Raw genomic sequence first — 23779 nt, 5'->3', positions numbered from 1 at the left:
TACCAAGTGGATCAGTTTTGCATGATCGGTGACATTAAGGAGACGTATCTTGAACAATATCACCTTTACGTACAATCAAGAAGCCGCCTTAGCTGCCGGTCAAAGTGCTTTTATCAATGAATCAGGCGCTTATATTGTCACGATTCAGGAAGCAAAATATATGACCAGTAGCGGCGGCGCTGAATCAATTGAATTTTCGGTTGAAGCAGATGATGGCAAAAAAGCAAATTATCTGAATGTATACACGAAGAAAAAAGACGGTACGCCAAATAAATTCGGTGTCAATATGATTAACGCTATTATGGGCTGTGCTGGCGTTCAGCAGTTAACAACCAAAATGATTAATGCCCATACCCATATAGCGCCGGAACTTACCAATAAGCGTGTTGGACTGGTGCTGCAAAAAACACTAAAGACAAAATCGAACGGACAGGATACTTATAGCTTCGATATTCTCTTACCCTTCATCGCTCAAACAAAACAAACATTAGATGAACAGATTAATGGGCTACCCGCTCAAACAATCGATAAGAAGCTTGCCACACTACAGGATAAAGACGAGCGGAAAATTGCAGAAAAAGGCTATCAGCAATATCAATCAGAATATCCCGGTGATGATGTGTTTTTTAGTGAATAAATTATAAAGTTCAATAGGCTTATCGAGGATAAAAATGATTCTAACTGTTAGTAAGCAGGCGCTTCTTAGTGCGATGATTTTTCAGGCTAAATGTGATGAAAGATATTATTTAAACGGCATTTGTTTTGCGCCTGAGAAAAAACTTTATTCGACTGACGGTCATCGTGCTTTTCTCGGTGAGCATGAATCCGAAGATCTGAAAGAAAACGTTATCGTTGCTATCAAAGGGCCTAAGTTCGTCAAATTTGATAAGGCAAAAATAGACACCGAATTGGGCATTATCACTTATCTTGATTGTTTCGGTATAAGGGTTGGTGTAGCAATTTGTGAGGTTATTGATGGGGTATACCCTGATATTAGTCGAATAATACCCAAGGAAAACAGGCCCGTTTCAGAAATTGGCTTCAATGCTAGCTATCTTGCGGATATCGAGAAGGCCGCAAAAATTTATAACCCCAAATACAAATCAATAAAGATTAAACTTAACGGTAATGACAATGCTGCAATTGCCGAATTAAACAAAAAGACATTCGTTATCGTTATGCCAACGCGGATTTAATTCGTCTAGTGAACAAGTTTTAAAATGGCTGTAAGCGCACCGATTGCCAAAATTAACATACCCCCTAATCTGACTGTTAATTGTAAACCCAGTTTGTCAAATCGATTTTCCATATCTTTACGAACATCGGCAATCTGAGCCTCAACTTTTTCAAAGCGATGCTCCATGTCCTTACGGACATCCGCAATTTTGGCATCCGTTTTATCGAATCTGGCATCAATATCTTTCCGCGCGTCCTCAAGGTCACGCCGGGTAGCTACGTCTGCCACTTCGTGTGACTTGCGAACAGCGATAGAGATCGCTCTGGCCTGATCTTTTGGCAATCCAGCGTTTTCTAGTGTCTCAACAAATTCTTGAGTATCAAATGCAACTTGGCCCATTTAGGAATCTCCTATTTTTTCTTTAGTTTAAACCCTTTTAGGGTCAACAAGCAAAATTTTACAAGTAGCTCGGTAATAGACTTTTACGAAATTCATTTAATAGTGAAGAAATTATTATGACCAAAATCACCAAAACACAACTCATGCTCTTTAAGTCTGCTGATGCAGATATTGAATTACAAGGGACGCTTTACCAAGGAAAGCCTGTGTTCTTTGCGGTCGAACTGGCGAAGGCGCTGGGCTACACAAATCCTTCCAAAGCACTAGCTGATCACTGTAAGCATCTGATAAGGCTTGATTATAACGAATCGTTAGAATTGAATTTAGGTGTTTATCCCAAGGGCGTAGCACTTGCGCCAGAATCCGCTCTCTACCGGCTGATACTGAAAAGCAAACTTCCCTCTGCTGAACGTGTACAAGATTGGGTATGCGAAGAGGTGTTACCTGCATTACGCCAGCAGGGCAGCTACAGCATGAAAACAGTACACCGTGACGAAGGTAGCGGCTTACCGGAGTACCGTAAGGCACGAGCGATGCAAATCCAGATGGAGATAGCCGAAAAGACCTTCCAGTGGGCCACAGGTCTTTCCGACACCGCCCGTCAAGCCGTTATTGCTGGACTGATTAATCCTATAGCAGGCAGTGAAGTTATCCCTCTTCCTGTGCTTGAAGAGAAGAGCTATACCGCAACGCAAATTGGCAAGATGTTCAATGTTTCAGCGAACAAGATTGGCCGTATCGCCAATGACAACAATATGAAGACCCATTCATACGGTGAGTACTATCTGGACAAGTCACGCTATAGCACTAAACAGGTTGAATCCTTTCGTTATAACGATAAAGCGCTGAAAAAATTCAACGACATACTTATTGCTGAGCAGGAAGCAACGGCAAGCGAACTCGTTTGACGGCAAGAACAAAAATGAGCTATATTGTACCCAGCACCTTAACAAAACGGGTGCCGGGTTTGAACTCCCGAATTGTAGAGCGGATATAAGCCGCAGTATGCGGTTTTTTTACGTCCGTCATAACCAGCGTTGCGCTCCTATAATGGTGAGGCGTAGCGGGGGAGCCGTAAGGCTCGCCGGGTTCTCTACTACCGGTAGTTCAATCCCGTTACGTCTCGCCACCCTGCTTGAACTCAGGTTGGTGAGGTTTGAAAGAACTTAGTAGAGAGGCAACCGCTATGGTTACTACCCCAATCCAAACTCATCCTAAATTTACCGATACTTACTGGATTATTCCTCTAAATTCAGCTGTTCCCTACGGCAAAGTGTCATTCACGCATAGGGATTTCCGTACCTTCACCGCCCTATTCAAAGACAGCCGCCTTATCTGGGCTGGTCGTCAACCTGTACACGCTGGCATGGGAGGCAATTAACATGAGAATTGTTGATATCTCGCCTGCCCAACAGGAAAAAATAAAGCTGGAAATTAGCCACGAAAGTCATAGCAGATTAATTAGAGCAAGAGAAGTCGCCGCTAACATTTACAAGTACTTTGATGCGGATGAATGTTACAGCAAACCGAATCCTTGGCTCCCTGAAATAATGGATTACTTATGTGCGGATATCGATTGCATTTTACATGAAATTGATAAGTACAGCTGAACCATAAGTTATTCCACATCGATTTAAAATAATTATAGGAGTCTGCTATGACTAACGTTGCTTATGCGGATTTTGGCACTGTGAACGAGAACAAAGAGCCTCATGCTGCTGAATTGGAAGAAGGGTATGTAAAGTTAGCGAATACGCTTCTTGATGCCTTGTTAATGGCAAATATTACACTTCATCAACAAAAAGTAATGCTTGCGATTATTCGTAAAACTTACGGCTTTAATAAAAAAGTTGACCGTATCACTAATTCCCAGATAGCTAAAATAACAGGCATTCCAGAGACGCGGGTTTGTACTGCAAAAAACCAACTTCTGGCACGTAAATTTCTTTTTATGGATAGAAATTGCATAGGGGTTAACAAAGTTGTTTCTGAGTGGCAAAGTTTACCCGAAAAGGGTAATACCCAAAACAGGGAAAACTTACCCGAAAAGGGGAAGGAATCATTCCCTAAAAAAGGTAATACCCAAAAGGGGGAAACATTCCCCGAAACAGGGAATAAAACCTTCCCCAAAATGGGTAATAGCTCTTCCCCAAAACAGGGAAACACAAAAGACACTATTACAAAAGACAAAAAAGACAATATATATAAACCACCCCAAACCCCTCCTTCGGCAAAATCAAAATCGTTTGACCCAAGCTCGGCAGAACTTCCCACTTGGCTACCCAAACCAGTTTGGGATTCCTGGGTGCAGTACCGCAAGGAAATCAAAAAGCCGATCAAATCCCAGCAGACGGTGACTCAGGCTATCAAGCTGCTAGGCAAGTGCCGAGACAATGGGCATCAGCCGGAAGAGATTATCAACGCCAGTATCGCCAACGGTTGGCAAGGACTCTTCGAGCCTCAGCAGCTCGCACGAACCCAGCAGGCCAAGGCCCACTCTGTCGCAGATAGCTTTGCTGACAAGGACTATGGGGAACCGCGGCTACCCGATTGGGCGAGGGAGTGTTTGTCGAGGGAGGGTCTATGAACTACAACACAGAAATTACCGCCGTACGCCAAAAACTGGCAGACCTGAATGCGCCACCCAAGCCACTAGAGCACACGGTTTACGAGGAGAAGGAGGCCATCTGTGACAGGCACGGCTTATTCAAACAACGTTGCCGCAGGATGGCACTGCACGGCAAAGGGATTGAAACAAGAAGTGAATGCCCTGCTTGCCTGACCGAAAAATTAACCCAGTTGGAGCAAGCCGAAGCCGAGCAGGAAAAACACCGCAAGCGCTCAAAAATTAAAACGCTCATGGATAACCTGAACCTGCCGGAACGCTTTGCCAATGTGACCCTGGATAACTACGAGCCAGTGAATCCTGATGCGGCGCGTTGCTTAAAATTCTGCAATGCCTATGCCACCCATTGGCCTGAACGCCTTAAGCGTGGTGGCGGCTTGGTGATGTGCGGTAAGCCAGGAACCGGCAAGAATCACCTTGCCCTGTCGATTGCCAAGCACGTTATCAACGAACACCAAAATTCAGCGCTATTCACGACAGTTTTGCGAATTGCCCGCGAATTTAAATCAACCTGGAGCAAAAACGCAGAATGTTCAGAAGCTGATGTTATCAAGCGCTATACGCAACCTGACTTGCTCATCATCGACGAGGTAGGCGTTCAGTTTGGTAGCGAGGCGGAAAAAATGATCTTATTCGAGGTCATTAACACGCGCTACGAGAGCATGAAGCCAACGATAATCATCAGCAATCTGGCATTGAACGAACTGGCCGGATTTATCGGGGAGCGTGTTATCGACCGTATGAACGACGGGGGCGGTTGTACATTGACGTTCACGTGGGGAAGTTACCGTTCACGGATGGCTGCATAAATCGATTTTAAGCGGCCTAAAACTCTCTATAAGGAGTTTTCTCGATATAGGCAACCAACCCCTAGCGATTTTGAGTTTGAACGCCGTAGAGAGGCTTATAAGAGGTTTTGGCGTTGAGTGATACTCGGAAGTCGATTTTAAGGCGGCTAAGAAGCACGAGCGGCGTTTTCAGCATTAGATGCTATCAAAAAACCGCTATGGCTTGACAAATTGTTTGCGTCTATGTTATCCAATTTTCGATTTGAAGACCGGGATAAGCGATGAAATCACGTTCATTGTTAGTTACTAGTATGATGTTTAATGCAATAGCATGTGAAGCTATTAGCTTGTCTAGATGGTCTTTCTTCCGCTCTCTTGTGGCCATGCGAACTGCACCATAGGCACGAGCAGCATTGACATCAAATGGTATTACATTTATTAGTTTTACGAGTCGATTAAGGTTATTTTGCTCTCGTTCTTGATCTTTGGATACCGCTACTCCGTAGTCTAATTCAGCAAAGGTAATCGCCGACATAACAACATCGCCAACAAAGCAATTTGCGAAACGCTTTGCTACCTGTTTTGGCTGGTTTTTGATGAGGTAAATACACATGTTTGTATCCAGCATGTAGCGAGGCATCAGATGGTATCCCTGTCTACTTGTTCATGGGTGTCACGACCTTCAGACATAAAATCAGATGAGAAGTTAGCAAATATATCCATCACATTTTCTAGGGACTGACGAGCGGGCCGAATCCGGATTTCATCGCCAATGCGTTCGATTTCAAGCTCCATATCTGTATTTTCAAAAGCAAGCCCAGCAGGGATTCTGACGGCTTGTGAATTGCCATTTTTGAATATCTTTGTTGTTTGCATTCTTAATGCTCCATATGTGTACATGGATATACATTAACTCAACTCCAATAAAATGTACACACTAAAGTACATACCTATCTCTATTTAAAATTTTCACACAAATTATCAAATAAGACTATGACATATTTACGAAAAAGCTGGTTTCGATACGAAGCCATTAGCACACGACAAGCCAATAGGCTGGTTAAGCAATATACTGAGAAAGGATTTCATGTTGAAAAAACACTAAATATCGATAAAAAACTGTGGGATGTTTCGGTGAAACTTGAAGAAAGCCGTAAAAATAAACCCACGCCACGCTGCATGATTAACAAAGTCTGGAATTCTCCGTTATATAAAAATCCTACCGTGGTTTAAATATGCTAATCAGTAATACACCAAAGTCATTCAAAGACAGATGGCGAACACCTGTTGACGTTTTTAAAACACTGGATGCTGAATTTGGTTTTAAGCTGGATGTTGCTGCCGATGAAAGTAACGCGCTATGCAAAGAATTTTTAACTGAACAGCAAGACGCACTGAGATGCGATTGGAATAGCGACGGGGCCATTTTCTGCAATCCCCCCTATAGCAAGATTATGCCTTGGGTTAAGAAAGCCGCCGAACAATACCGAAGGCAGAATCAAACGATAGTGATGTTACTCCCTTCCGATACGTCTACGGCATGGTTTCAGGAAGCGATAAAAACCTCTCATGAAGCGCGATTTATCACCGAGGGGCGACTCTCATTTATCTCTGCCGAAACAGGCAAGGAAGGAAAGGCGGGCAACAGCAAGGGCAGCGTGTTGTTTATCTGGCGACCGTGGAGAAGGCTTGGGTGCAGAATGACATATGTCCAAAGAAAAAAACTATTAAAAAGAGCGTGAAGCATGAGTAACTATATCAACATTTTTATCCGGTTTTTATTTATTATTCCAACCCTCCCAGTCATTTTGTATCTTGGCGCACTACGGTATGTGAATGAGAATGCTAATAGCTGGGAAAGCAAAGCTGAGGACATAATTTCATCAATCCAAAAGTTTTTAGATAAATATTTCCCAGTAAGGTTTGAATGAAAACATGATAATCGAACTCCCTTTCCCGCCCAGCGTTAATACTTATTGGCGACATAATTCAAAACGCCCCTACTTAAGTGATAAAGCTAAAGCATTTAAAGCAACAACGGCAAAAATTGTCAATGAGATGCGCCAGAAATCCGGTCTTCAAAAATTTGAAGGTGAGGTCTCTGTATTGATGCAGCTCTATCTGCCGAACAAGATAAAGCGTGATGTGGACAATTACTCCAAAGGCGTACTCGATTCTTTAACTGGGGCGGATATTTGGGACGATGATAGCCAGGTTCGCGTGATGACGGTAAAGAAAATTGATGATAACGGCGGTACCAAGGGCGGGAAGTGTGTGGTGATTATTGATGAGTATTGTGAGGGATCATTATGACAGAATATAAAAAACTGACAGAAACAGCGAAAAATCTCGAGAAAATAGGCTTCTTCCGTCGCGCCGTAACACAATGGCGCAAGGCTGCATTTATAGCGGATTCAGAAAAAAAGCAGGAAGCTTGCATTGCCGCCATTAAGCGTTGCTCTGGCTATCCGAAGCGGTCATTTTAACCCCTTCACAGAAATATACCTTTATCACTCAAGCATTTTAAAATAAGCACATCTGTTATGAATAACATTGAAAAATACACAACGGGCACTGCCTATGGTGCCAGCGCGACGACGTTTCTATGCGGTGCGCTATCGCTTAGTGAATGGGCGCTGGTGACGGGTATTATCTGTTCAGTGCTGACTGTTGGACTGAACTGGTATTACCGACACAAGGAATATCGTTATCGAACGAGAAATCTTAATGAATAGCCAACTTAAAAAACGCCTTCTGGCGGCAACGGCAGGAGGTGTACTAGCACTGGCTGCCGTCCTGGTGCAGTGGCACGAAGGTAAGCGCTATAAACCTTATCGTGATAGTGGCGGTGTGCTCACCGTCTGTCACGGTCATACCGGAAAGGACGTTACGCTCGGGGAAATTTATAGCGAAGAAGAATGCAACGATTTGATGAAGCAGGATTTGCAGGTAGCACACTCTACCGTTGAACGTTATGTTACTGTGCCGCTCACCGATTTACAAAAAGCCGCCTTGACTTCATTTGTTTATAACATCGGCAGTGGAGCATTTACCAATTCAACGCTACTCAAAAAGTTGAATGCCGGAGATATTCAAGGCGCTTGTGACCAGATGCGACGATGGAAATACGATGAAGGAAAGCTATCAAACGGGCTAATTAAACGCCGGGAGGTAGAACGGGAACTTTGTTTAAATCCAAATGCACTAATCAATCCAACTCAATGAGCCTTGGTTATCGTTCAAGGCTTTTCTATACGCCCCGCTGCGTAAAGAATCACATCGAACCTGAACCATTTGAAATGAGCCTTTGAGGAAGTCGGTTAGTGCTGGCGAGCCTCGATGGACTGATTTCCTGTGCGGCAAAGGTTCATTTCAAAAGGAAAACGCAATGCAATATTCAAATGTTATAGTACTACCTGTATCAAGAAAACCTACCATGAGTAGCCTTGAAATGATCGACTACATTAACGCTGACCGTGCATCAAAAGCAAAAAGTGAAGGATTGGCGTTCCCTTGCAAGAAATACAGACAATTACAACACAGAAGCTTTTTAACAAAAGTACCGAAAGTGTTAGGCGAGCACTCAGCAAAATTTTTTGCTCAGTACAAAGACAGCACCGGTCGTGATCTTCCTTGCTACCGCTTCCCCAAGCGTGAAGCCTGTTTGATGGCTATGAGCTACAGTTACGAACTACAGGCCACCGTGTTCGACAGGATGACTGAGTTAGAAGGTGGTCAAGATATTAACCTTCTCGACTTGTCCGGTTTAACAGAACTCACCATTAAGCAGATGCAAGATCGGGTCGCACTGGCTGAAAAGTATTCTTTCACGGAGCACGGCCAAAAAGGTAGCAATCTGATGACGCTACGCCAGAAAGAGAAAAAATCAATTAAAAAAGCTGAACAACTGGTGAAAGACCTTATTCAATTCAAGCTCTGCGACTTGGGTGATTTTCCTGATATAGATGAGGAGAAAAAACCGCATGAAGAACTATATCGAATTCATTGAGAAACACGTAGTAACTGAACTCGTTAAGCAGGGGTACGAGCAATCAGTGGCACGAATTAGTGCAGACGTGGCACTAGAACATTATCGCCGTAATGCAGCTAGCGCAAAGGGTAAGATTTTTGCCGATTGCCTACATGTTGCCAAAGTCTGGGCTGGAAGGTATCAGCCTCAAATCAAAAGATAACGAGGAGTACTCCATGTGGATATTAATTTTTGCTATGTATGCAGCCCCTTTTGCAGAGACTGATTTTGCCTCAGTGAGTAGTCAGGAATTTTCATCAAAAGAGCGGTGCGAAAAAGCGAAAGCCATATTTGAGTTAAATTTTGAAACCGCAAGGGCGATTAACGGTATAGCGTATTGTGTAGAAAAATGAACTGGAAAATTCCTCTTATTATCGCTTTGCTACTGACCTCAATGCTAGGCGCAACCCTGTATTACCGGACACTGTATTATGATGCTGAGAAAGCACGAAAGATTGCTGTATCGGATAGGGAAAAACAGCAAGTTGCATTTGAGCAGTTAAACCATCAAATGCAGACCATCTCAGCGTTGGATGCCAGACACACTAAGGAATTAGCCGATGTGCAAGCTAAGAATGATGATTTGCGTCGTAAGCTTAATAGCGGCGGGCGGGTGCTCGTCAAAGGTAACTGTCCAATCAGTACTACCAGCCCCAGCAGCCTGGGCCATGCAGGAACCATCGAACTCTCTTCAATTGCTGGACGAAACGTTCTCGATATTAGATCTGGAATCATCAGCGACCAAGCAAAAATAAAATACCTTCAGGATTACATAAGGCGAATTATTGATGAGACTAATAAGAAATAATTTATTGGCGGGAGAGGTATTTGAGCGTTTAACAGTGGTTTGCTCCGCAGGTAAAAATAAGCATAATCAACAAATGTGGCTGTGTCTCTGCGAGTGTGGTAACGAAACTGTTGTCCGACACAGTAATCTCACTAGTGGTAATACTCGTTCTTGTGGATGCCTAAAGATAAAACACGGACATGCTCGAGCCGGAAAGAAAACTCCTGAATATTTCACCTGGGAAGACATGAAAAGCCGCTGCTGCAACCCCGAAAATGTCAATTACCCTTCTTATGGTGGCAGAGGGATAATGATTGATGAGAGGTGGCTTCAATTTGAGAATTTTTTATCTGATATGGGGCGCAGGCCATATGGTACAACCATTGAGAGAATAGATAATAACCAAGGATATGGTCCTGCCAACTGCCGATGGGCCACGGCGCATGAGCAAGCAAGGAACAAGCGAACAAATAGATTTATCACTGCCTTTGGTAAAACCCTTTGTTTTAAAGATACGGCAAAAATGTACGGATTAAGCATGGGGTGCCTAGCAGCAAGATTAAGAGTAATGGAACCAGAAGATGCGCTAACTAAGCATCTTGCAATACGCAGAGTACGGAAGCCCGACAATGTTCGGGCTTTTTGTTGATTTCATCCTCCGACATAGAATTGAGATTGCCGAGCAGCAAATAAACGGCTTGCAAGACTATGTGCGGCAAGTCGTCTTGTCTCATCAACAGGAAGCGAAGAATGAATGAACTGGATTGATTGTTGTATACGTATGCCAGAGATAAACAATAAAGTACTTATTTATCGCAAGGATAGAAAAGAATGTCTGGTCGGTATTTATCTTGGTAATTACCACTTTCACCATGCAGATTGTTGTCAAGGTATCCAGAAAACGTGCACAGCCAGCCATTGGATGCCGTTACCTGAGACGCCAAGTGAATAAATCACAAAAGCGTTCATAATGGTGCTTAGCTTTTTAATAATTGGATACCATTTCATATTAGAGACCTATCTCTCTTTTTTGCATCTCGTAATTATTTTTACAGGAGGGACAATGAGAATTACAATAGGCCTTCAGGTCTGGTTGAAGTATAGATATTATCTTCTTTGTGAAGCAATATGGGCAAAGATGCACACTTACTTCCGCATCATTCACAGTTTGCTTTTTAGAATAAACAAATGTACCTGTTTCAAGTTGATTCAAAATATAACCTTCAGCCTCGCGTGCAAAGTTTTCAAACTCGGTAATTTTTGCTTTGAGATGCGCTATTTGTTCTTTTTGCGATTGGATCACCTCACCGAGACCTAAGCAGTCAGATTGAAGATTAAAAAGTTTTCCTTGTAGTTCAAAAGTGGTTGCTTTAACGTCCGCATCAGTTTTAGCTTCACTTATGGTTTTCGCAAGACTAATAGTTTCTTTAAGAGCGACCATAGCCGCAGAGAATTCAGTTATCACTTTGATTATTCCTTTTGTTGTTGGGATATAACAGATGCCATCCTGCATGAAACATCAACACGGATGATGGAATATGCCCAGCCAAATTCCTAGACCTTCCTCTAAAACATGGCTGTCCTTATGAAGAAAACCCAACTGTACAATTCTCGCTGGGATAAAGCGCGGCGGGCATTTCTTGCCAAACATCCTTTATGTGCCATGTGTCAAGCCAATAATTTCATCAATCCGGCAACCGTGGTTGATCATATCATACCGCATCGTCTGCGCGTGGCTAAGACGACAGAAGAATTGAAGATAGCCCAAAAACTATTCTGGGATGAAAAGAACTGGCAACCACTCTGTGTTCAGCATCACAACACAACCAAGCAACGGATGGAAAAAGGTAACAAGGGCTTTGGCTGTGATGAAAACGGGATGCCGAGTAATCCCAATAGTCACTGGTATCAACAGAATAAATAGGGAGGGTGGGTTAAAAGTTCCAGTAAATAAAGCTTACTGACCTGAGGGCCCCCTCTGTACGCACAGTCGCGAAATGAAAACTTTTTTTGATCGCGCCTTATCTTATTGAAAATAAATATATTTTAAAATTGATGGTTTTATTTAACAAAAAAGGACGTATTTATGGCAGGAAGACGACCTAAACCGACTGCCTGTAAAATAATCGCCGGTAATCCGGGTAGACGACCGCTCAATAGCGCAGAGCCTACCCCACCATCCTATTCAGCCCCTCCCCCAAAACACTTATCCAATACGGCAAAAAAAACCTGGGAACGGCTAACACTGCTGCTAAATGGCATGGGCGTATTAACGATCGCCGATGCTTTTGCGCTGGAAAGGCTGTGTGATATTTACGCTGAGATCCTGCGGTATCGCACCTTGATAGAGACCAACGGTGAAACGTTTGAGGTGCATTCTCAAAACGGCGTATTAATCAAGGCGAATCCCGCCGTTTCGATGCTGTCAGATGCCGATAAACGCTTTAAAAGCTATCTGGTTGAATTTGGCTTAACACCCGCGGCAAGAACCAAGGTGAGGACACATGACAAAGAAAAAGACCCCGAAGAACTCGACGAATTCTTCGCTCACTGATTTAGCTACCGACTATGCCACCTTGGTGGTTTCAGGTCAGGAGCTTGCTGGCCCCGATATTCGTCATGCCTGTCAACGTCACTTGCGGGATTTATCGACGGGTAATACGCGGGGTCTGTTGTGGGATGTCGGATCCGCACAGCGTGCCATCCGTTTTTTTTCCAACGTATTGAAATTGAACGGCGGTATCTATGAAGGCAAACCGTTTAATTTACTCCCCTGGCAGTGTTTTATCGTTGGCTCCCTTTTTGGCTGGCGAAACAACGAAGGACAACGCCGTTTTCGTATGGCCTACGTTGAAGCCGGAAAAGGATCAGGAAAATCGCCGCTGGCGGCGGGGATAGGGCTATATTGCCTGGTTGCCGATAATGAAGCGCGAGCCGAAGTCTACGCCGCTGCCACCAAAAAAGACCAGGCGATGATCCTGTTTCGTGACGCCGTCGCGATGGTAGACCAATCGCCAAAGCTGGCCGAACGTATCCAGAAATCCGGTGGGGCGGGTAAGGAATGGAATCTGGCATTCTTACAAGCCCGTGCTTTTTTTCGGCCTATCAGTGCCGATGATGGGCAATCCGGCCCGCGTCCTCACTGTGCCTTGATTGACGAAATTCACGAACACAAAAGTAATCAGGTCGTTGAAATGATGCGGGCAGGCACAAAAGGCCGCCAACAGGCATTGATTTTCATGATCACCAATAGCGGCCACAACAAAACCAGTGTGTGTTACGACTATCACGAATACGGACGTAAAGTGGCAGAGGGCAGCATTGAAGATGATAGCTTTTTCGCATTTATCTGTTCGCTGGACGAAGGCGATGACCCCTTTAAAGATAGCGGTTGTTGGAAAAAAGCGAATCCCTCATTAGGGCATACGTTCAGCGAACGCTATTTACAGGAGCAAGTCACGCAAGCCCGTGGGATGCCCGCCAAAGAGAGCCTGGTTCGTCGTCTCAATTTCTGTCAGTGGGTCGATGCTGAGAATCCCTGGATTAATAGTGATAGCTGGATAGCGTGTGAGGAGACCTCGCTGGATTTAGCGGCGCTGGCAAACTCCCCCTGCTACGGTGGCCTGGATTTATCCGGCAAGCAGGATTTAACGGCGCTGGCGCTTTATTGGCCGGAAGAAAAAGTGGCTTATGTCGAGTTCTGGACACCGAAAGACACCTTACTGGAGCGTGCCAGGGTCGACAGAGTGCCTTACGATGCCTGGTTGCGAGCGGGTTATCTTAACGCCCCGCCAGGGAATGCGATTAATCTGAGCTTTGTTGCCCAACGGATAGCCGAATTATCCGCACGCTATACCCTCAATCGTATTGCCTACGATGCGTATCATATTGATTATTTACGGCCAGAACTGGAAAACGAAGGGGTGAATACGCTATTAACGCCGCACGGACAAGGCTTCGGCAAATCAAAACAATCCAGACTTTGGATGCCGCGATCCATTGAATTGTTTGAGCAGCATCTTCTCGGTGGCGAATTACGTATTGATTTCAACCCCTGTCTACGCTGGAACGCCGCGAATACGGTTATTGAAGAAGATAAAAACGGCAATCGTGTTTTTAGCAAACGCCGTAGCAACGGACGTATTGACGGTGTGGTAGCACTGGCGATGGCCATCGGGGCCGCCGAGGTTGTTGAGGAAGAAAGCGGCGATCTGGATGGCTTTTTAACCAATCCGATTATGGTAGGACTGTAGTGAAAAAACATCAATCTCCGGGTAAAATTAAAAGCGCGGTGCTCAACTGGCTAGGGGTGCCACAGAATTTAACGGATACGCTGTCATCGTTTCATGACTATAGCCAGAGTAAGAGCGGACAAGTGGTGACAACGGATAAAGCCCTGCAACTTTCTGCGGTTTGGGCTTGTGTGCGTCTGCTGAGTGAATCGATATCCACGTTACCGCTCAAACTCTATCACCGTGAGTCGGATGGTTCACGCAGCCTCGCACAGCAACACCCTGCTTATCCTGTCCTGTGTCGTCGTCCCAACCTGGAAATGACACCGTCGCGTTTTATCCAAATGATTGTTGCCAGCTTGTGTTTACGCGGTAATGCCTTTGTTGAAAAAAAGAAGGTCGGTCAGCGTCTGGTCTCCCTCGTCCCACTATTACCCCAAAATATCATTGTTAAACGGCGTGATAACGGGCGACTGGAATACCATTATACCCACGACAGCAAGCCCGGTTATTCCTCATTAAAACCGCGAGTGATTGCAGATAATGACATGATGCACATACGGGGGTTCGGATTAGACGGCATTTGCGGCATGATGCCGTTAAAAACCGGTCGTGAGGTATTTGGCTCCGCGATGTCACTCGAAACAACGGCAGCGCGGTATTTCCAGAAAGGCATGTCGGCATCCGGTTTTGTCACTTTCGACAAATTACTCAGCAAGGAGCAACGAGAAACGTTTAATAAAGAACTTGAACGATTTTCAGGGTCAGAAAATACCGGCAAAGTGATGCTGCTGGAAGCTGGAATGAAATTTAATGGTATCACCCTCGATCCACAAACCTCGCAAATGCTGGAAAGCCGCGATCATAGCGTCGAAGAAATCTGCCGCTGGTGTCGCGTTCCGCCGTTTATGGTCGGTCATATTACAAAACAAAGCAGTTGGGCTTCGAGCGTGGAAGGGATGAACCTGATTTTCCTGACCAATACCTTACGGCCCTTACTGGTCAATATTGAACAGGAAATCGCCCGCTGTCTGCTGGATAATGACGAGGATTATTTTGCGGAATTTTCTGTTGAAGGACTGCTCAGAACCGACAGTAGTGGTAGAGCGGCTTATTACACGACCGCGCTACAAAATGGCTGGATGAATCGCAATGATGTGCGGAGACTGGAAAATCTGCCGCCGATTGATGGCGGAGACCTGTATACCGTTCAGTTGAACCTGACGCCCCTCAATCAACTGGGGCAGGAAAATGACGGCGAAAAAGCACGAGCCGCGCTAAGTGCTTGGTTATTCCCTGAAAAAAACCCTTCTCATCACCCGACTGGCAACCAGCAAGAAACAGAATAACTGGAGTTTTTCCCGATGAAAAAAAATGCACTTCCGGGATTACCGGCGGTTTTTCCCTGTCCAAAAATGACCAGTGAAATTTCACCGTCAGCATTGGAAAAATGGAACAGCAGCATCAGGGCATCAAGCCAGGATGATAATACGCTATCGATATTTGAGACGATTGGGCAGGATTGGGCAGGCGAAGGGATCACCGCTAAACGGATTGGCGCAATATTGCGTTCACTGGAAGGTCAAGATGTCACCGTCAATATCAATTCGCCGGGTGGCGATCTGTTTGAAGGGCTGACTATCTTCAATCAACTCCGTGAATATGCGGGCAAAGTGACCGTAAAAATATTGGGATTAGCGGCTTCTGCGGCTTCAATCATTGCCATGTCAGGCGATGAGATACAAATCGGGCGCAGTGCTTTTCTGATGATCCACAACACCTGGGGTATGGCCGTCGGTAATCGCCATGACTTTGCCGACATTGCCGAAAAAATGACCCCCTTTGATTTTGCCATGCGGGATATTTACGTCGCCAGAACCGGGATGGATGAAAAAACGATCACCGCGATGATGGATAGTGAAACCTGGATTAATGGCGGCGAAGCGGTGGAGAAAGGGTTTGCGGATGCCTTCCTGCCCGCTGATAGCACACAACAGGATAACGATTCGCCTACCACCGCACTGAGAAAACTGGATGCTCTGTTGGCGAAAACCAATACACCTCGCGCTGAACGGCGACGATTATTTAAAGCTTTACGGGGTGATATGCCGAGCGCTATCACGCCCTATCACGGTACGCTGTCCGCTACCCCTGATGTTTCTTCCGAGACCGTGACACAACTGGATAATGCCTTGCGTCGTCTGGTGTCGATACCCCATTAAACTGGAGACAATATGTCTGATATTAATGAAATGTTTAAGAAAGTAACGGCTTCTATTGAAGAAGCCAGCAGCAAATATAGCGCCCAGGCAGAGAAAGCCCTGAAAGAAGCGCAAAAATCCGGTGAAATTTCCGCAGAAACCAAGGCGGCCGTTGATAAAATGGCGGTCGAATTAAACGCCTTACGCGAAGCAGAAAAAACCCTGAAAGCCCAGGTAGGCGAAGTTGAACAACATATTGCCCAAATGCCCGTCGCCAATGCGTTGAACGTGGTGAGTTCTATCGGTCAACAGGTGGTTGGTATGGAGGTCGTGCAGGCTTTAGGATCGGGCATGGAATCCAGCAAACGGATAGTCGCGCCGATTAACGCCGCACTTATTTCATCGGATGTCACCGGAACGATTGTCGCCCCCGACCGTCAATCAGACATCTTGACCAAGCCGAAGCAACGGTTGTTTATTCGTGATTTGATTGCCAGTGGAAAGACGCAAAGTAACACGATTTATTACGTGAAGCAGAAAGGATTTACCAATAATGCCAAGACTGTCGCGGAAAATACCGCGAAGCCCTATAGCACGATTGAATTTGAAGAGGCAACAGTCCCCGTTCGCACGATTGCCCATATGTTTAAAGCCTCCAAGCAAATTCTGGATGACTTTTCGCAACTGGCCTCCCTTATCGATATGGAGCTACGTTATGGCCTGAAATACGTTGAAGAGCAGCAAATTCTCTTCGGTGACGGTACCAGTTTAAACCTGAACGGGATCTTTACTCAGGCCACAGCATTCAAAGCGGAATTAACACCGGCACATCGCACCGCGATTGATGATCTGCGGCTTGCCATGCTACAAGCGCAACTGGCACGGATCCCGGCGACAGGCCATGTGTTGCACTTTACTAACTGGGCACAGATTGAACTTATCAAGGATACGCTGGGGCGTTATCTCCTCTCCAATCCGGCAGCCCTGACGACACCGACGTTGTGGGGCTTACCCGTTGTTGTCACAGAAGCCACTGAGTTTAAAGATAAATTCCTGGTGGGTTCGTTTAGTTTAGGTGCTCAACTGTTTGACCGTGAAGAAGCCAACGTGGTGATTAGCACCGAAAATACCGATGATTTTGAGAAGAACATGATCTCGATTCGTTGTGAAGAGCGTCTGGCACTCGCGGTTTACCGCCCCGAAGCCTTTATCAAAGGGGATTTAACCAAAATAGCGGTGTCGCCTGCCGCACCGTCAAATGCAGGGGGGGCTGGGAAAGGCGGTCAATCAGGTAGTGGTGGCTAGTCATCAACATTAAACTCGATGGCCTACCCATGTAGGCCATTTTTTTACTGGAAATAAACCAACATGTTTATTGACAAAGAACAGGTCAAACGACAATGCAGGATTGAATTAAACGATAACAGTGAAGATGTGCTGCTTGATAGTTATATCGCCGCCGTAGAGCAAAAAACCATCGCACATCTTAACCGTCATCTCTACAAAGCCTCCGTACCGAAAAATGACCCTAACGGCCTGGTTATCAATGCGGCGATTATTCAGGGTATGTTGCTATTGGTGACCGGGTTATATGAGCATCGTGGAGGTATATCCGATATGGAACAGTGGTCTATTTTTCCGTTTTTTAAGTTTTTAGTTGATGACTACAGGCTGAGCGGATTATGAAACTGCATTATAGCAGACCGTATTCCCGTTTCCCCGATCCCGGGGAGTTAAATAAGCGCGTTTTGTTTTATACGCGACAGGATGAACCGATAGGCGGCAGCGGGATACAGACAGCAAATCTAGACGAGCATACCGTCTGGGGAAAATTGATCCCCGTGAGTGACACACTTCGCCTCCATTCTTTTCAAATCAACAAAACCATCACGCATAAAATCATTGTGAGATACAGACAATCACTTTACTCAAGTGATCAAGCACTGATTAACGGTGTCGTCTACCTCATACGGGGCGTTATTGATATCCACAGTGCGGGGCGTTTTCTGTCTTTTTCCTGTGAAGAAATGCGCAGTCAACCAGAAAGGGGAAATGATTTTGGATAATCTCCATATTGATTTTCATCAACCCAAAGAATTTGTCTTTAATCGCGCCAGGATCCGTCGTGCTTTTGTGAAAGTCGGTCAAATGCATCTGAAAGCCGCACGTCGTCAACTGATGAAGCGGGGTGGCCGTTCACGACCCGGTGAAACCCCACGGTGGCAAACCGGACGATTAGCGCGATCTATTGGTTATTACGTTCCGAAAGCGACATCACGCCGACCCGGGTTAATGGTTAAGATCGCCCCCAATCAGAAACGCGGTGTCGGCAGTAAACCGATTGAAGGCGATTTTTATCCTGTTTTTCTGCATTACGGGGTACGTAGCGCTTCTCGCGGTATGTCTAAACAGCACAAACGACAAAAACGTCACCACCAACGCGGAGGTTGGCGTATTGAGAAACGTCAAAATTACATGGTCGCCACGTTAACGCAGCTGAAAAGCTGGACGAGCTACACGCTAAAGAGAGCACTGCGTCAATCACTGCGGGCAGAGAGACGAAAAGGAAAGGATCATGAAACTTAGTCCCATTATTGCGGCATTACGAACCTTGTGTCCCCGTTTTGAAAACAGAGTAGGCAGTGTCTCTCAATATGAGGATTTACCGGATTGCGGCAAACTGGCTTTACCCGCTGCTTACGTTATTCCGGGAGAAGATGTTGTCGGTGAACAACGGTCACAAACGGATTATTGGCAATCATTAACCGAAAGTTTTTATGTCGTGGTGATTTTAAATAATGCCCGTAATCAAAAGGGACACTATCCCTCTGTCGACACATTAAATGAAGTCAGGTCTGAAATCTGGCGGGCATTACTGGGTTGGCAGCCAGAGCCGGGTTGTGGTGCAATTAATTATGCCGGTGCAGAGGAAGCCGATTCAAACCGCGCCGAATATCACTACCTGTTTAAATTTAATACTGAAACAGACATCAACGCCGAAGATACCCGCCACGATGCTGACCTGAACAATTTACCCGATTTGCATACCGTTGCTATTGACCTGAACGAACAGCCAGGCAACGTAAAATCGCATCTGGAGATGAAGATAAAATGATGGGTACCCAACCAGAAATTGTTTTTATAAAACCCAAGCACGGGCGAAAAGTGCCTATTCCGCAATATATGCGCGATACCCAAGAATATTTTGGGGAATATCTGCCCGAAGAAGGTTTGCAGGTTCAAAAAACGCTTTTTTGGATCAGAAGGAAACAGGACGATGATATTGAAGAAGTAAGTCAATCTGATAATCCCACCATCGTGCAAGAAACGACTGATCCCGTAAAAACTAAATTAAAAAAAATTATTAAAGAGGAGACGCAGGAATGACCATTAGCTTTAATACCGTGAACGCCAATCTGCGTGTGCCTGGCTTCTATCCCGAAATGGATAACAGTGCTGCCAATACGATGCAAGTCAGTGGGCCGGCGTTGCTTATTGGTCATGCATTACCCACTGCACAAATGACCTTAAATTTACCCATGATCATGCCCTCGGCAGAAATGATGCAACAATTAGCCGGTCGTGGCAGCCAATTACACCGCATGGTACAAGCGTATCGCCGGATTGATGCCGTCGGTGAACTGTTTGTCATTGCCGTACCTGAAACGACAGGCACTGAAGCAAAAGGTGAGATTGCGATAAGTGGCACTGCAACCGATTCCGGTGTCGTCACATTCTATATCGGTAATCAACGTATTTTAGCGGCCGTCAAGAAATCGGATACGGCGAATACGGTTGCCACCGCCCTTGGCAAGGCGATTAACGATAACGAGGACTTACCCGTCACCGCGACAATAGCGGCTGAAAAAATCAGCTTAACGGCGAAACATAAAGGGTTAACCGGTAACGATATTCCTTTGATGATGAACTATTATGCCCCGACAGGCGGTGAGAATACGCCTCACGGTCTTAATATTACCATTACTGCCATGAGTGGTGGCGTTGGCTCACCCGATATGGATAGCGTTATCAGTGCAATGGGTGACTTATTATTTGATTTTATCGGATTGCCTTTCTCTGATGCTGTTTCTTTGCAAAAGATGAGTGCGGAGATGAACGACACGAACGGTCGCTGGAGTCCTTATCAACAGTTATACGGCCATGTTTATACGGCCAAAAAAGGGACGGTCGGTGAACTGGTCGCTTTTGGCGACACGCTTAATGATCCGCATCTCACCATTGCAGGCTATGAGAAAGCGACACAAACTGCGCTTGATGAACTGGTTGCGGCACGACTGGCACGGTGCGCGATATTTTTGCGTAATGACCCGGCGAGACCGACCCACACGGGCGAGTTAAACGGGGTGTTACCCGCACCGTCTGGCAAGCGCTTCACCCTGACAGAGCAGCAATCCCTCCTTTCACACGGTATCGCCACCGCCAATGTCGAAGGCGGCGTATTACGCATTCAGCGCGATGTGACGACCTACCAGAAAAACAGTTACGGCGTGGCCGATAACAGCTATCTGGACAGTGAAACACTCTATACCAGTGCCTATGTTTTGCGGCGATTAAAATCCGTCATAACCAGCAAATACGGGCGGCAAAAACTGGCTAGTGATGGTACGCGATTTGGGTCAGGGCAAGCGATTGCTACGCCAGCGGTGATTAAAGGCGAACTCTGTGCGGTTTATCGCCAACTGGAAAATGAAGGGATTGTCGAAAATTTCGACGCTTTTCGGCAGCATCTCATCGTTGAGCGCAACGCCAATGATCCTAATCGGATTGATGTGGTCTTTCCGGCGGATTATATCAACCAACTGCGGGTATTTGCGTTAGCGAATCAATTCAGGCTGCAATATAACCAGGGTGAGGTGGTGTGATGACAGGCAAAAGAAAAATAGGCGGCACTTGCTATTTTAAGGTAGATGGTCAACAACTCTCACTGAATGGCAGTGTAGAAGTACCGATGAATACGGTTATCCGTGAAGATCTGGTGGGTATTGATGGCAGTGTGCATTACAAAGAAACGCATCGTGCCCCTTATATCAAAGCAGAATTTAAAGTTGAACGAAGTTTTCCGATAGAAAAACTCACGACAGCAGATGAAATGACCATTACCGCTGAATTAGCTAACGGTATGGTCTATGTGTTGTCAGGCGCGTGGCTATCCGGCGAATCTTCACATAATGCTGATGAAGGCACTGTCGAGATGGAATTTCACGGAGATGAAGGATTTTATCAATGAAATCAATAGCACTAAGTAAGCCGATTCAGGTACACAATAACAAAGTCACCGTACTGGAAATTCAGGAACCCACGTTTGATCAGGTAGAAAAATTTGGTATTCCGTTTAGTTATTCGGAGCGAGGCGATACACGCCTGGATACGCGCTCAGCACTCGCTTATCTTCCTGAACTGGCTAATATCCCACGCTCTTCAGCGCAACAGTTATCGTTACATGATGTATTTGTCGCCTCGATGACCATCGTGAGTTTTTTTACCAGTGCCCAGAACTTAGTAGTCTCAGACGACGATTTTACAACGTTGCCTGGTTCTGGCGCATAAACCCCTTTGAATTACGCCAGCATCCGCTAAGCCAGTTCTTTGATCTGGAAGCGGAGGCTGTTCGCATCAACGAGGAGCGACAGGGTGGCTAATAGTTTTGAGTTAAAAGCAATCATCACTGCCGTCGATAAGCTCTCTGCCCCGTTAAAGGGAATGCGGCGTGAAATGAAGTCCTTCAAGAAGGAGTTTAGCGCAGGACTGGCAGGGGCTGCTGCATTAGGGGCTGGCGTTGTTACCGCAATGGCTGGCCCTATCAAGCAGGCGATAGACTTTGAGTCGACGATGGCTGATGTCCGCAAGGTGGTTGATTTTGATACACCCGAGCAATTTAAACAGATGTCGGAAGATATTCTTAAGCTGTCGACAGCATTGCCGATGGCCGCAGACGGTATTGGTCAGATTGTGGCCGCAGGTGGTCAGGCAGGAATAGCAAAAGAAGAACTAATGTCCTTCGCGCAATCTGCCGTAAAAATGGGTATCGCCTTTGACCAAACTGCTGAGCAATCTGGGCAGATGATGGCACAATGGCGTACCGCCTTCCGGTTGACGCAAAATGATGTCGTCTCGCTGGCCGATAAAATCAACACCCTTGGCAACAACGGGCCAGCCAATGCCGCGAAAATCTCTCAAATTGTGACACGGATTGGCCCGTTGGGTGAAGTTGGCGGTCTTGCGTCTGGCGAAATTGCAGCACTTGGCGCAACCATTGCAGGGATGGGTGTTGAGTCAGACGTGGCGGCAACCGGCATCAAGAACTTTATGCTGGCGTTAACCAAAGGGAAATCAGCGACAAAATCACAAAAAGTAGCGCTACACACCTTAAAAATCAGCCCCAAAAAACTGGCCGCACAGATGCAGAAAGATGCGAAAGGCGCCATGTTGATGGTGCTGAAAGCCCTTGAACAATTGCCTAAAAAAGATCAGATGGCATTATTAAATGACTTGTTTGGCTCTGAATCTCTGGGATCAATTGCGCCGCTGCTCACCAACCTTAAATTACTGGAAGTTAACCTAGATAGGGTCGCCGATAAACAAAAGTACGGCGGATCTATGCAGAAGGAATATGCTGCTCGGGCCGCCACTACCGCAAATGCAATACAACTGTTTAAAAATCAGATGCATGTTGCAAGTGTCAGCATCGGGTCAATTTTTTTACCCTCTATTGTCGAAATGACAAAGAAAATCCAGCCATTGATTGAACAATTTCGCACCTGGGTAAAAGCTAATCCAGAACTGATTAAATCCTTCGCTAAGTGGGGCGTTTATCTGTTGGGAACCGCAACCGCTATCGGCGTAGTCACCCGTGCTTTCCGGATTTTTAACAGTGTGATGAAAATGTCGAGGCTAGGTAAACTGGTCACGTCAATGGTCATAGCCGGTGGACTTATTGTCGACAACTGGGAAACGATCGGCCCGATTATTAAATCGGTCTGGCAAGATATTGATGGCGTTATTCAGGCGATAGGCGGTTGGGAAACCGTGCTCGCAGGCATTCTGGTTTTTGTGACGACAAAATGGGCTGTCAATATGGTGAAATCGATTCGCAATGTCACCCGTGAGATGAAAATACTGGCTAAAAACAGTCCATCTGGCATCAAGGGGGTACTGGGAAAAGCCGGGTTGATAGGTGCGGTATCGATGGGCGTCGAACCACTTGTCGACAAAGGTCTCAATGCCGCATTCGGTGATAATGAATGGTTTCAAAACCTCCGGACAGCGCGGGATTGGGGCGAGTTTGGTCGTTCAATGATTGGCAACAGTCATTTGCTTAAAGATGACAAGGGTAACTGGCAATTTAAGGAAGAACCCAAAAATACCTTGGATTCATTCAGCAAAACTGAGCCACGAGACGGTGAGGTCAGATTTATCTTTGAAAACACTCCGCCAGGTATGCGTGTCGCCCCCGTTGGTAATGCCCTACCCTGGCTGAGTTTCGATGTCGGCTATAACCGATTTTCCAGGCAGTAAGTA

The 23779-nt window shown here is 45.8% G+C and carries 39 protein-coding genes and 1 pseudogene; 35 read left to right on the top strand and 5 right to left on the bottom strand.

Annotation, left to right across the window (positions count from 1 at the left end):
* Positions 1-49 precede the first annotated feature (49 nt).
* Positions 50-637 (top strand): DUF669 domain-containing protein, encoded by a 588-nt coding sequence (locus tag V3224_RS28160; protein ID WP_334473031.1) that lies wholly within the window; start codon positions 50-52, stop codon positions 635-637.
* 34 nt (positions 638-671) lie between these two features.
* Positions 672-1196 (top strand): hypothetical protein, encoded by a 525-nt coding sequence (locus V3224_RS28155; protein WP_334473029.1) that lies wholly within the window; start codon positions 672-674, stop codon positions 1194-1196.
* Between the two features lie 5 nt (positions 1197-1201).
* Here V3224_RS28155 and V3224_RS28150 read toward each other — a convergent pair whose 3' ends face one another.
* Positions 1202-1576 (bottom strand): DUF1640 domain-containing protein, encoded by a 375-nt coding sequence (locus tag V3224_RS28150; protein WP_334473027.1) that lies wholly within the window; start codon positions 1574-1576, stop codon positions 1202-1204.
* Between the two features lie 116 nt (positions 1577-1692).
* Between V3224_RS28150 and V3224_RS28145 the strand changes: the two genes are divergently transcribed.
* The 5 genes from V3224_RS28145 to V3224_RS28125 all read left to right on the top strand — a co-directional run bounded on the left by V3224_RS28145 (position 1693) and on the right by V3224_RS28125 (position 5011).
* Complete coding sequence (locus V3224_RS28145) at positions 1693-2484, top strand: BRO-N domain-containing protein (RefSeq protein WP_334473026.1); 792 nt, start codon at positions 1693-1695, stop codon at positions 2482-2484.
* A 248-nt stretch (positions 2485-2732) separates the two neighbouring features.
* Positions 2733-2957: a hypothetical protein gene (locus tag V3224_RS28140; protein WP_334473024.1), complete on the top strand. Its 225-nt coding sequence runs from the start codon at positions 2733-2735 to the stop codon at positions 2955-2957.
* Between the two features lies 1 nt (position 2958).
* The gene (locus tag V3224_RS28135; RefSeq protein ID WP_334473023.1) at positions 2959-3186 is read left to right on the top strand and encodes a hypothetical protein; all 228 of its coding nucleotides are present in this window, start codon (positions 2959-2961) and stop codon (positions 3184-3186) included.
* Between the two features lie 80 nt (positions 3187-3266).
* On the top strand, positions 3267-4163 hold the full coding sequence (locus V3224_RS28130) for a replication protein (protein WP_334473021.1): 897 nt from the start codon (positions 3267-3269) through the stop codon (positions 4161-4163).
* Positions 4160-5011, top strand: coding sequence for an ATP-binding protein (locus V3224_RS28125; protein WP_334473019.1), 852 nt, complete (start codon positions 4160-4162; stop codon positions 5009-5011). The genes V3224_RS28130 and V3224_RS28125 overlap by 4 nt, the downstream gene beginning before the upstream one ends.
* Before the next feature lie 220 nt (positions 5012-5231).
* Here the strand turns inward: V3224_RS28125 and V3224_RS28120 are convergent, their stop codons facing one another.
* Together V3224_RS28120 and vapB are read right to left on the bottom strand one after the other, a co-directional pair.
* Positions 5232-5618: a type II toxin-antitoxin system VapC family toxin gene (locus tag V3224_RS28120; protein WP_334473017.1), complete on the bottom strand. Its 387-nt coding sequence runs from the start codon at positions 5616-5618 to the stop codon at positions 5232-5234.
* Positions 5619-5629: 11 nt separating this feature from the next.
* A complete protein-coding gene (vapB, locus tag V3224_RS28115) occupies positions 5630-5866 on the bottom strand; it encodes a type II toxin-antitoxin system VapB family antitoxin (RefSeq protein ID WP_334473015.1) in 237 nt (78 codons plus the stop codon).
* Positions 5867-5983: 117 nt separating this feature from the next.
* Between vapB and V3224_RS28110 the strand changes: the two genes are divergently transcribed.
* The 13 genes and pseudogenes from V3224_RS28110 to V3224_RS30425 all read left to right on the top strand — a co-directional run.
* Positions 5984-6223 carry a hypothetical protein gene (locus tag V3224_RS28110; protein ID WP_334473014.1) on the top strand — a complete coding sequence of 80 codons (240 nt, stop codon included), beginning with the start codon at positions 5984-5986 and terminating at the stop codon, positions 6221-6223.
* Between the two features lie 2 nt (positions 6224-6225).
* Positions 6226-6732 (top strand): phage N-6-adenine-methyltransferase, encoded by a 507-nt coding sequence (locus V3224_RS28105; RefSeq protein ID WP_334473013.1) that lies wholly within the window; start codon positions 6226-6228, stop codon positions 6730-6732.
* Positions 6733-6735: 3 nt separating this feature from the next.
* Entirely contained in the window at positions 6736-6921 is a 186-nt protein-coding gene (locus V3224_RS28100; RefSeq protein WP_334473012.1) for a hypothetical protein, read from the top strand.
* 4 nt (positions 6922-6925) lie between these two features.
* Positions 6926-7303 carry a RusA family crossover junction endodeoxyribonuclease gene (locus tag V3224_RS28095; protein ID WP_334473011.1) on the top strand — a complete coding sequence of 126 codons (378 nt, stop codon included), beginning with the start codon at positions 6926-6928 and terminating at the stop codon, positions 7301-7303.
* Positions 7300-7476 (top strand): ANR family transcriptional regulator, encoded by a 177-nt coding sequence (locus V3224_RS28090; protein ID WP_334473010.1) that lies wholly within the window; start codon positions 7300-7302, stop codon positions 7474-7476. Before V3224_RS28095 ends, V3224_RS28090 begins: the two co-directional genes overlap by 4 nt.
* Before the next feature lie 57 nt (positions 7477-7533).
* Positions 7534-7725, top strand: a complete 192-nt coding sequence (locus tag V3224_RS28085; protein WP_015873861.1) for a phage holin family protein — start codon at positions 7534-7536, stop codon at positions 7723-7725.
* Positions 7718-8215: a lysozyme gene (locus V3224_RS28080; protein WP_334473009.1), complete on the top strand. Its 498-nt coding sequence runs from the start codon at positions 7718-7720 to the stop codon at positions 8213-8215. The genes V3224_RS28085 and V3224_RS28080 overlap by 8 nt, the downstream gene beginning before the upstream one ends.
* A gap of 211 nt (positions 8216-8426) precedes the next feature.
* On the top strand, positions 8427-8999 hold the full coding sequence (locus V3224_RS28075; RefSeq protein ID WP_334473008.1) for a Rha family transcriptional regulator: 573 nt from the start codon (positions 8427-8429) through the stop codon (positions 8997-8999).
* Between the two features lie 46 nt (positions 9000-9045).
* Positions 9046-9183 carry a hypothetical protein gene (locus tag V3224_RS28070; protein WP_334473007.1) on the top strand — a complete coding sequence of 46 codons (138 nt, stop codon included), beginning with the start codon at positions 9046-9048 and terminating at the stop codon, positions 9181-9183.
* A 13-nt stretch (positions 9184-9196) separates the two neighbouring features.
* Positions 9197-9373: a hypothetical protein gene (locus V3224_RS28065; protein ID WP_334473006.1), complete on the top strand. Its 177-nt coding sequence runs from the start codon at positions 9197-9199 to the stop codon at positions 9371-9373.
* A gap of 41 nt (positions 9374-9414) precedes the next feature.
* Positions 9415-9828 carry a lysis protein gene (locus tag V3224_RS28060; protein WP_334473005.1) on the top strand — a complete coding sequence of 138 codons (414 nt, stop codon included), beginning with the start codon at positions 9415-9417 and terminating at the stop codon, positions 9826-9828.
* A 226-nt stretch (positions 9829-10054) separates the two neighbouring features.
* Entirely contained in the window at positions 10055-10456 is a 402-nt protein-coding gene (locus V3224_RS28055) for a hypothetical protein (protein WP_334473003.1), read from the top strand.
* Positions 10457-10561: 105 nt separating this feature from the next.
* A pseudogene (locus V3224_RS30425) lies at positions 10562-10690 on the top strand (hypothetical protein); the annotation flags it as partial.
* A 2-nt stretch (positions 10691-10692) separates the two neighbouring features.
* On the opposite strand, the gene V3224_RS28050 reads toward V3224_RS30425, so the two are convergent.
* Both V3224_RS28050 and V3224_RS28045 read right to left on the bottom strand, forming a co-directional pair.
* Positions 10693-10815: a hypothetical protein gene (locus tag V3224_RS28050; protein ID WP_334473002.1), complete on the bottom strand. Its 123-nt coding sequence runs from the start codon at positions 10813-10815 to the stop codon at positions 10693-10695.
* 1 nt (position 10816) lies between these two features.
* Complete coding sequence (locus V3224_RS28045; RefSeq protein WP_334473001.1) at positions 10817-11320, bottom strand: hypothetical protein; 504 nt, start codon at positions 11318-11320, stop codon at positions 10817-10819.
* Positions 11321-11392: 72 nt separating this feature from the next.
* On the opposite strand from V3224_RS28045, the gene V3224_RS28040 reads away from it, so the two are divergent.
* The 15 genes from V3224_RS28040 (at position 11393) to V3224_RS27970 (ending at position 23776) form a co-directional block, all read left to right on the top strand.
* Positions 11393-11731 carry an HNH endonuclease signature motif containing protein gene (locus V3224_RS28040; protein ID WP_334473232.1) on the top strand — a complete coding sequence of 113 codons (339 nt, stop codon included), beginning with the start codon at positions 11393-11395 and terminating at the stop codon, positions 11729-11731.
* 162 nt (positions 11732-11893) lie between these two features.
* A complete protein-coding gene (locus V3224_RS28035) occupies positions 11894-12361 on the top strand; it encodes a phage terminase small subunit P27 family (RefSeq protein WP_334473000.1) in 468 nt (155 codons plus the stop codon).
* Positions 12312-14060, top strand: coding sequence for a terminase large subunit (locus V3224_RS28030; protein ID WP_334472998.1), 1749 nt, complete (start codon positions 12312-12314; stop codon positions 14058-14060). Before V3224_RS28035 ends, V3224_RS28030 begins: the two co-directional genes overlap by 50 nt.
* On the top strand, positions 14060-15388 hold the full coding sequence (locus V3224_RS28025; RefSeq protein ID WP_334472997.1) for a phage portal protein: 1329 nt from the start codon (positions 14060-14062) through the stop codon (positions 15386-15388). The genes V3224_RS28030 and V3224_RS28025 overlap by 1 nt, the downstream gene beginning before the upstream one ends.
* 15 nt (positions 15389-15403) lie before the next feature.
* The gene (locus V3224_RS28020; protein ID WP_334472996.1) at positions 15404-16261 is read left to right on the top strand and encodes a head maturation protease, ClpP-related; all 858 of its coding nucleotides are present in this window, start codon (positions 15404-15406) and stop codon (positions 16259-16261) included.
* A gap of 12 nt (positions 16262-16273) precedes the next feature.
* Positions 16274-17545 (top strand): phage major capsid protein, encoded by a 1272-nt coding sequence (locus V3224_RS28015; RefSeq protein ID WP_334472995.1) that lies wholly within the window; start codon positions 16274-16276, stop codon positions 17543-17545.
* 63 nt (positions 17546-17608) lie between these two features.
* Positions 17609-17926, top strand: a complete 318-nt coding sequence (locus V3224_RS28010) for a head-tail connector protein (protein ID WP_334472994.1) — start codon at positions 17609-17611, stop codon at positions 17924-17926.
* Positions 17923-18306 carry a phage head closure protein gene (locus tag V3224_RS28005; RefSeq protein WP_334472993.1) on the top strand — a complete coding sequence of 128 codons (384 nt, stop codon included), beginning with the start codon at positions 17923-17925 and terminating at the stop codon, positions 18304-18306. The genes V3224_RS28010 and V3224_RS28005 overlap by 4 nt, the downstream gene beginning before the upstream one ends.
* Positions 18293-18826: a hypothetical protein gene (locus V3224_RS28000; protein ID WP_334472992.1), complete on the top strand. Its 534-nt coding sequence runs from the start codon at positions 18293-18295 to the stop codon at positions 18824-18826. Before V3224_RS28005 ends, V3224_RS28000 begins: the two co-directional genes overlap by 14 nt.
* Positions 18816-19355 (top strand): phage tail terminator protein, encoded by a 540-nt coding sequence (locus tag V3224_RS27995; RefSeq protein WP_334472991.1) that lies wholly within the window; start codon positions 18816-18818, stop codon positions 19353-19355. Before V3224_RS28000 ends, V3224_RS27995 begins: the two co-directional genes overlap by 11 nt.
* Entirely contained in the window at positions 19352-19627 is a 276-nt protein-coding gene (locus V3224_RS27990; RefSeq protein ID WP_334472990.1) for a DUF2635 domain-containing protein, read from the top strand. Before V3224_RS27995 ends, V3224_RS27990 begins: the two co-directional genes overlap by 4 nt.
* Positions 19624-21123, top strand: coding sequence for a phage tail sheath subtilisin-like domain-containing protein (locus tag V3224_RS27985; RefSeq protein ID WP_334472989.1), 1500 nt, complete (start codon positions 19624-19626; stop codon positions 21121-21123). The genes V3224_RS27990 and V3224_RS27985 overlap by 4 nt, the downstream gene beginning before the upstream one ends.
* Positions 21123-21488, top strand: coding sequence for a phage tail tube protein (locus V3224_RS27980; protein ID WP_041866670.1), 366 nt, complete (start codon positions 21123-21125; stop codon positions 21486-21488). Before V3224_RS27985 ends, V3224_RS27980 begins: the two co-directional genes overlap by 1 nt.
* Positions 21485-21808, top strand: a complete 324-nt coding sequence (locus tag V3224_RS27975) for a phage tail assembly protein (protein ID WP_334472987.1) — start codon at positions 21485-21487, stop codon at positions 21806-21808. The genes V3224_RS27980 and V3224_RS27975 overlap by 4 nt, the downstream gene beginning before the upstream one ends.
* Before the next feature lie 84 nt (positions 21809-21892).
* Positions 21893-23776, top strand: coding sequence for a phage tail tape measure protein (locus tag V3224_RS27970; RefSeq protein ID WP_334472985.1), 1884 nt, complete (start codon positions 21893-21895; stop codon positions 23774-23776).
* Positions 23777-23779: the final 3 nt, after the last annotated feature.

It is taken from the genome of Arsenophonus sp. PmNCSU2021_1, from assembly GCF_036919435.1.
Taxonomy (GTDB): domain Bacteria; phylum Pseudomonadota; class Gammaproteobacteria; order Enterobacterales; family Enterobacteriaceae; genus Arsenophonus; species Arsenophonus nilaparvatae.
The sequence above is the reverse complement of the archived record's forward strand: the minus strand, read 5'-3'. Positions and strand labels throughout refer to the sequence as shown.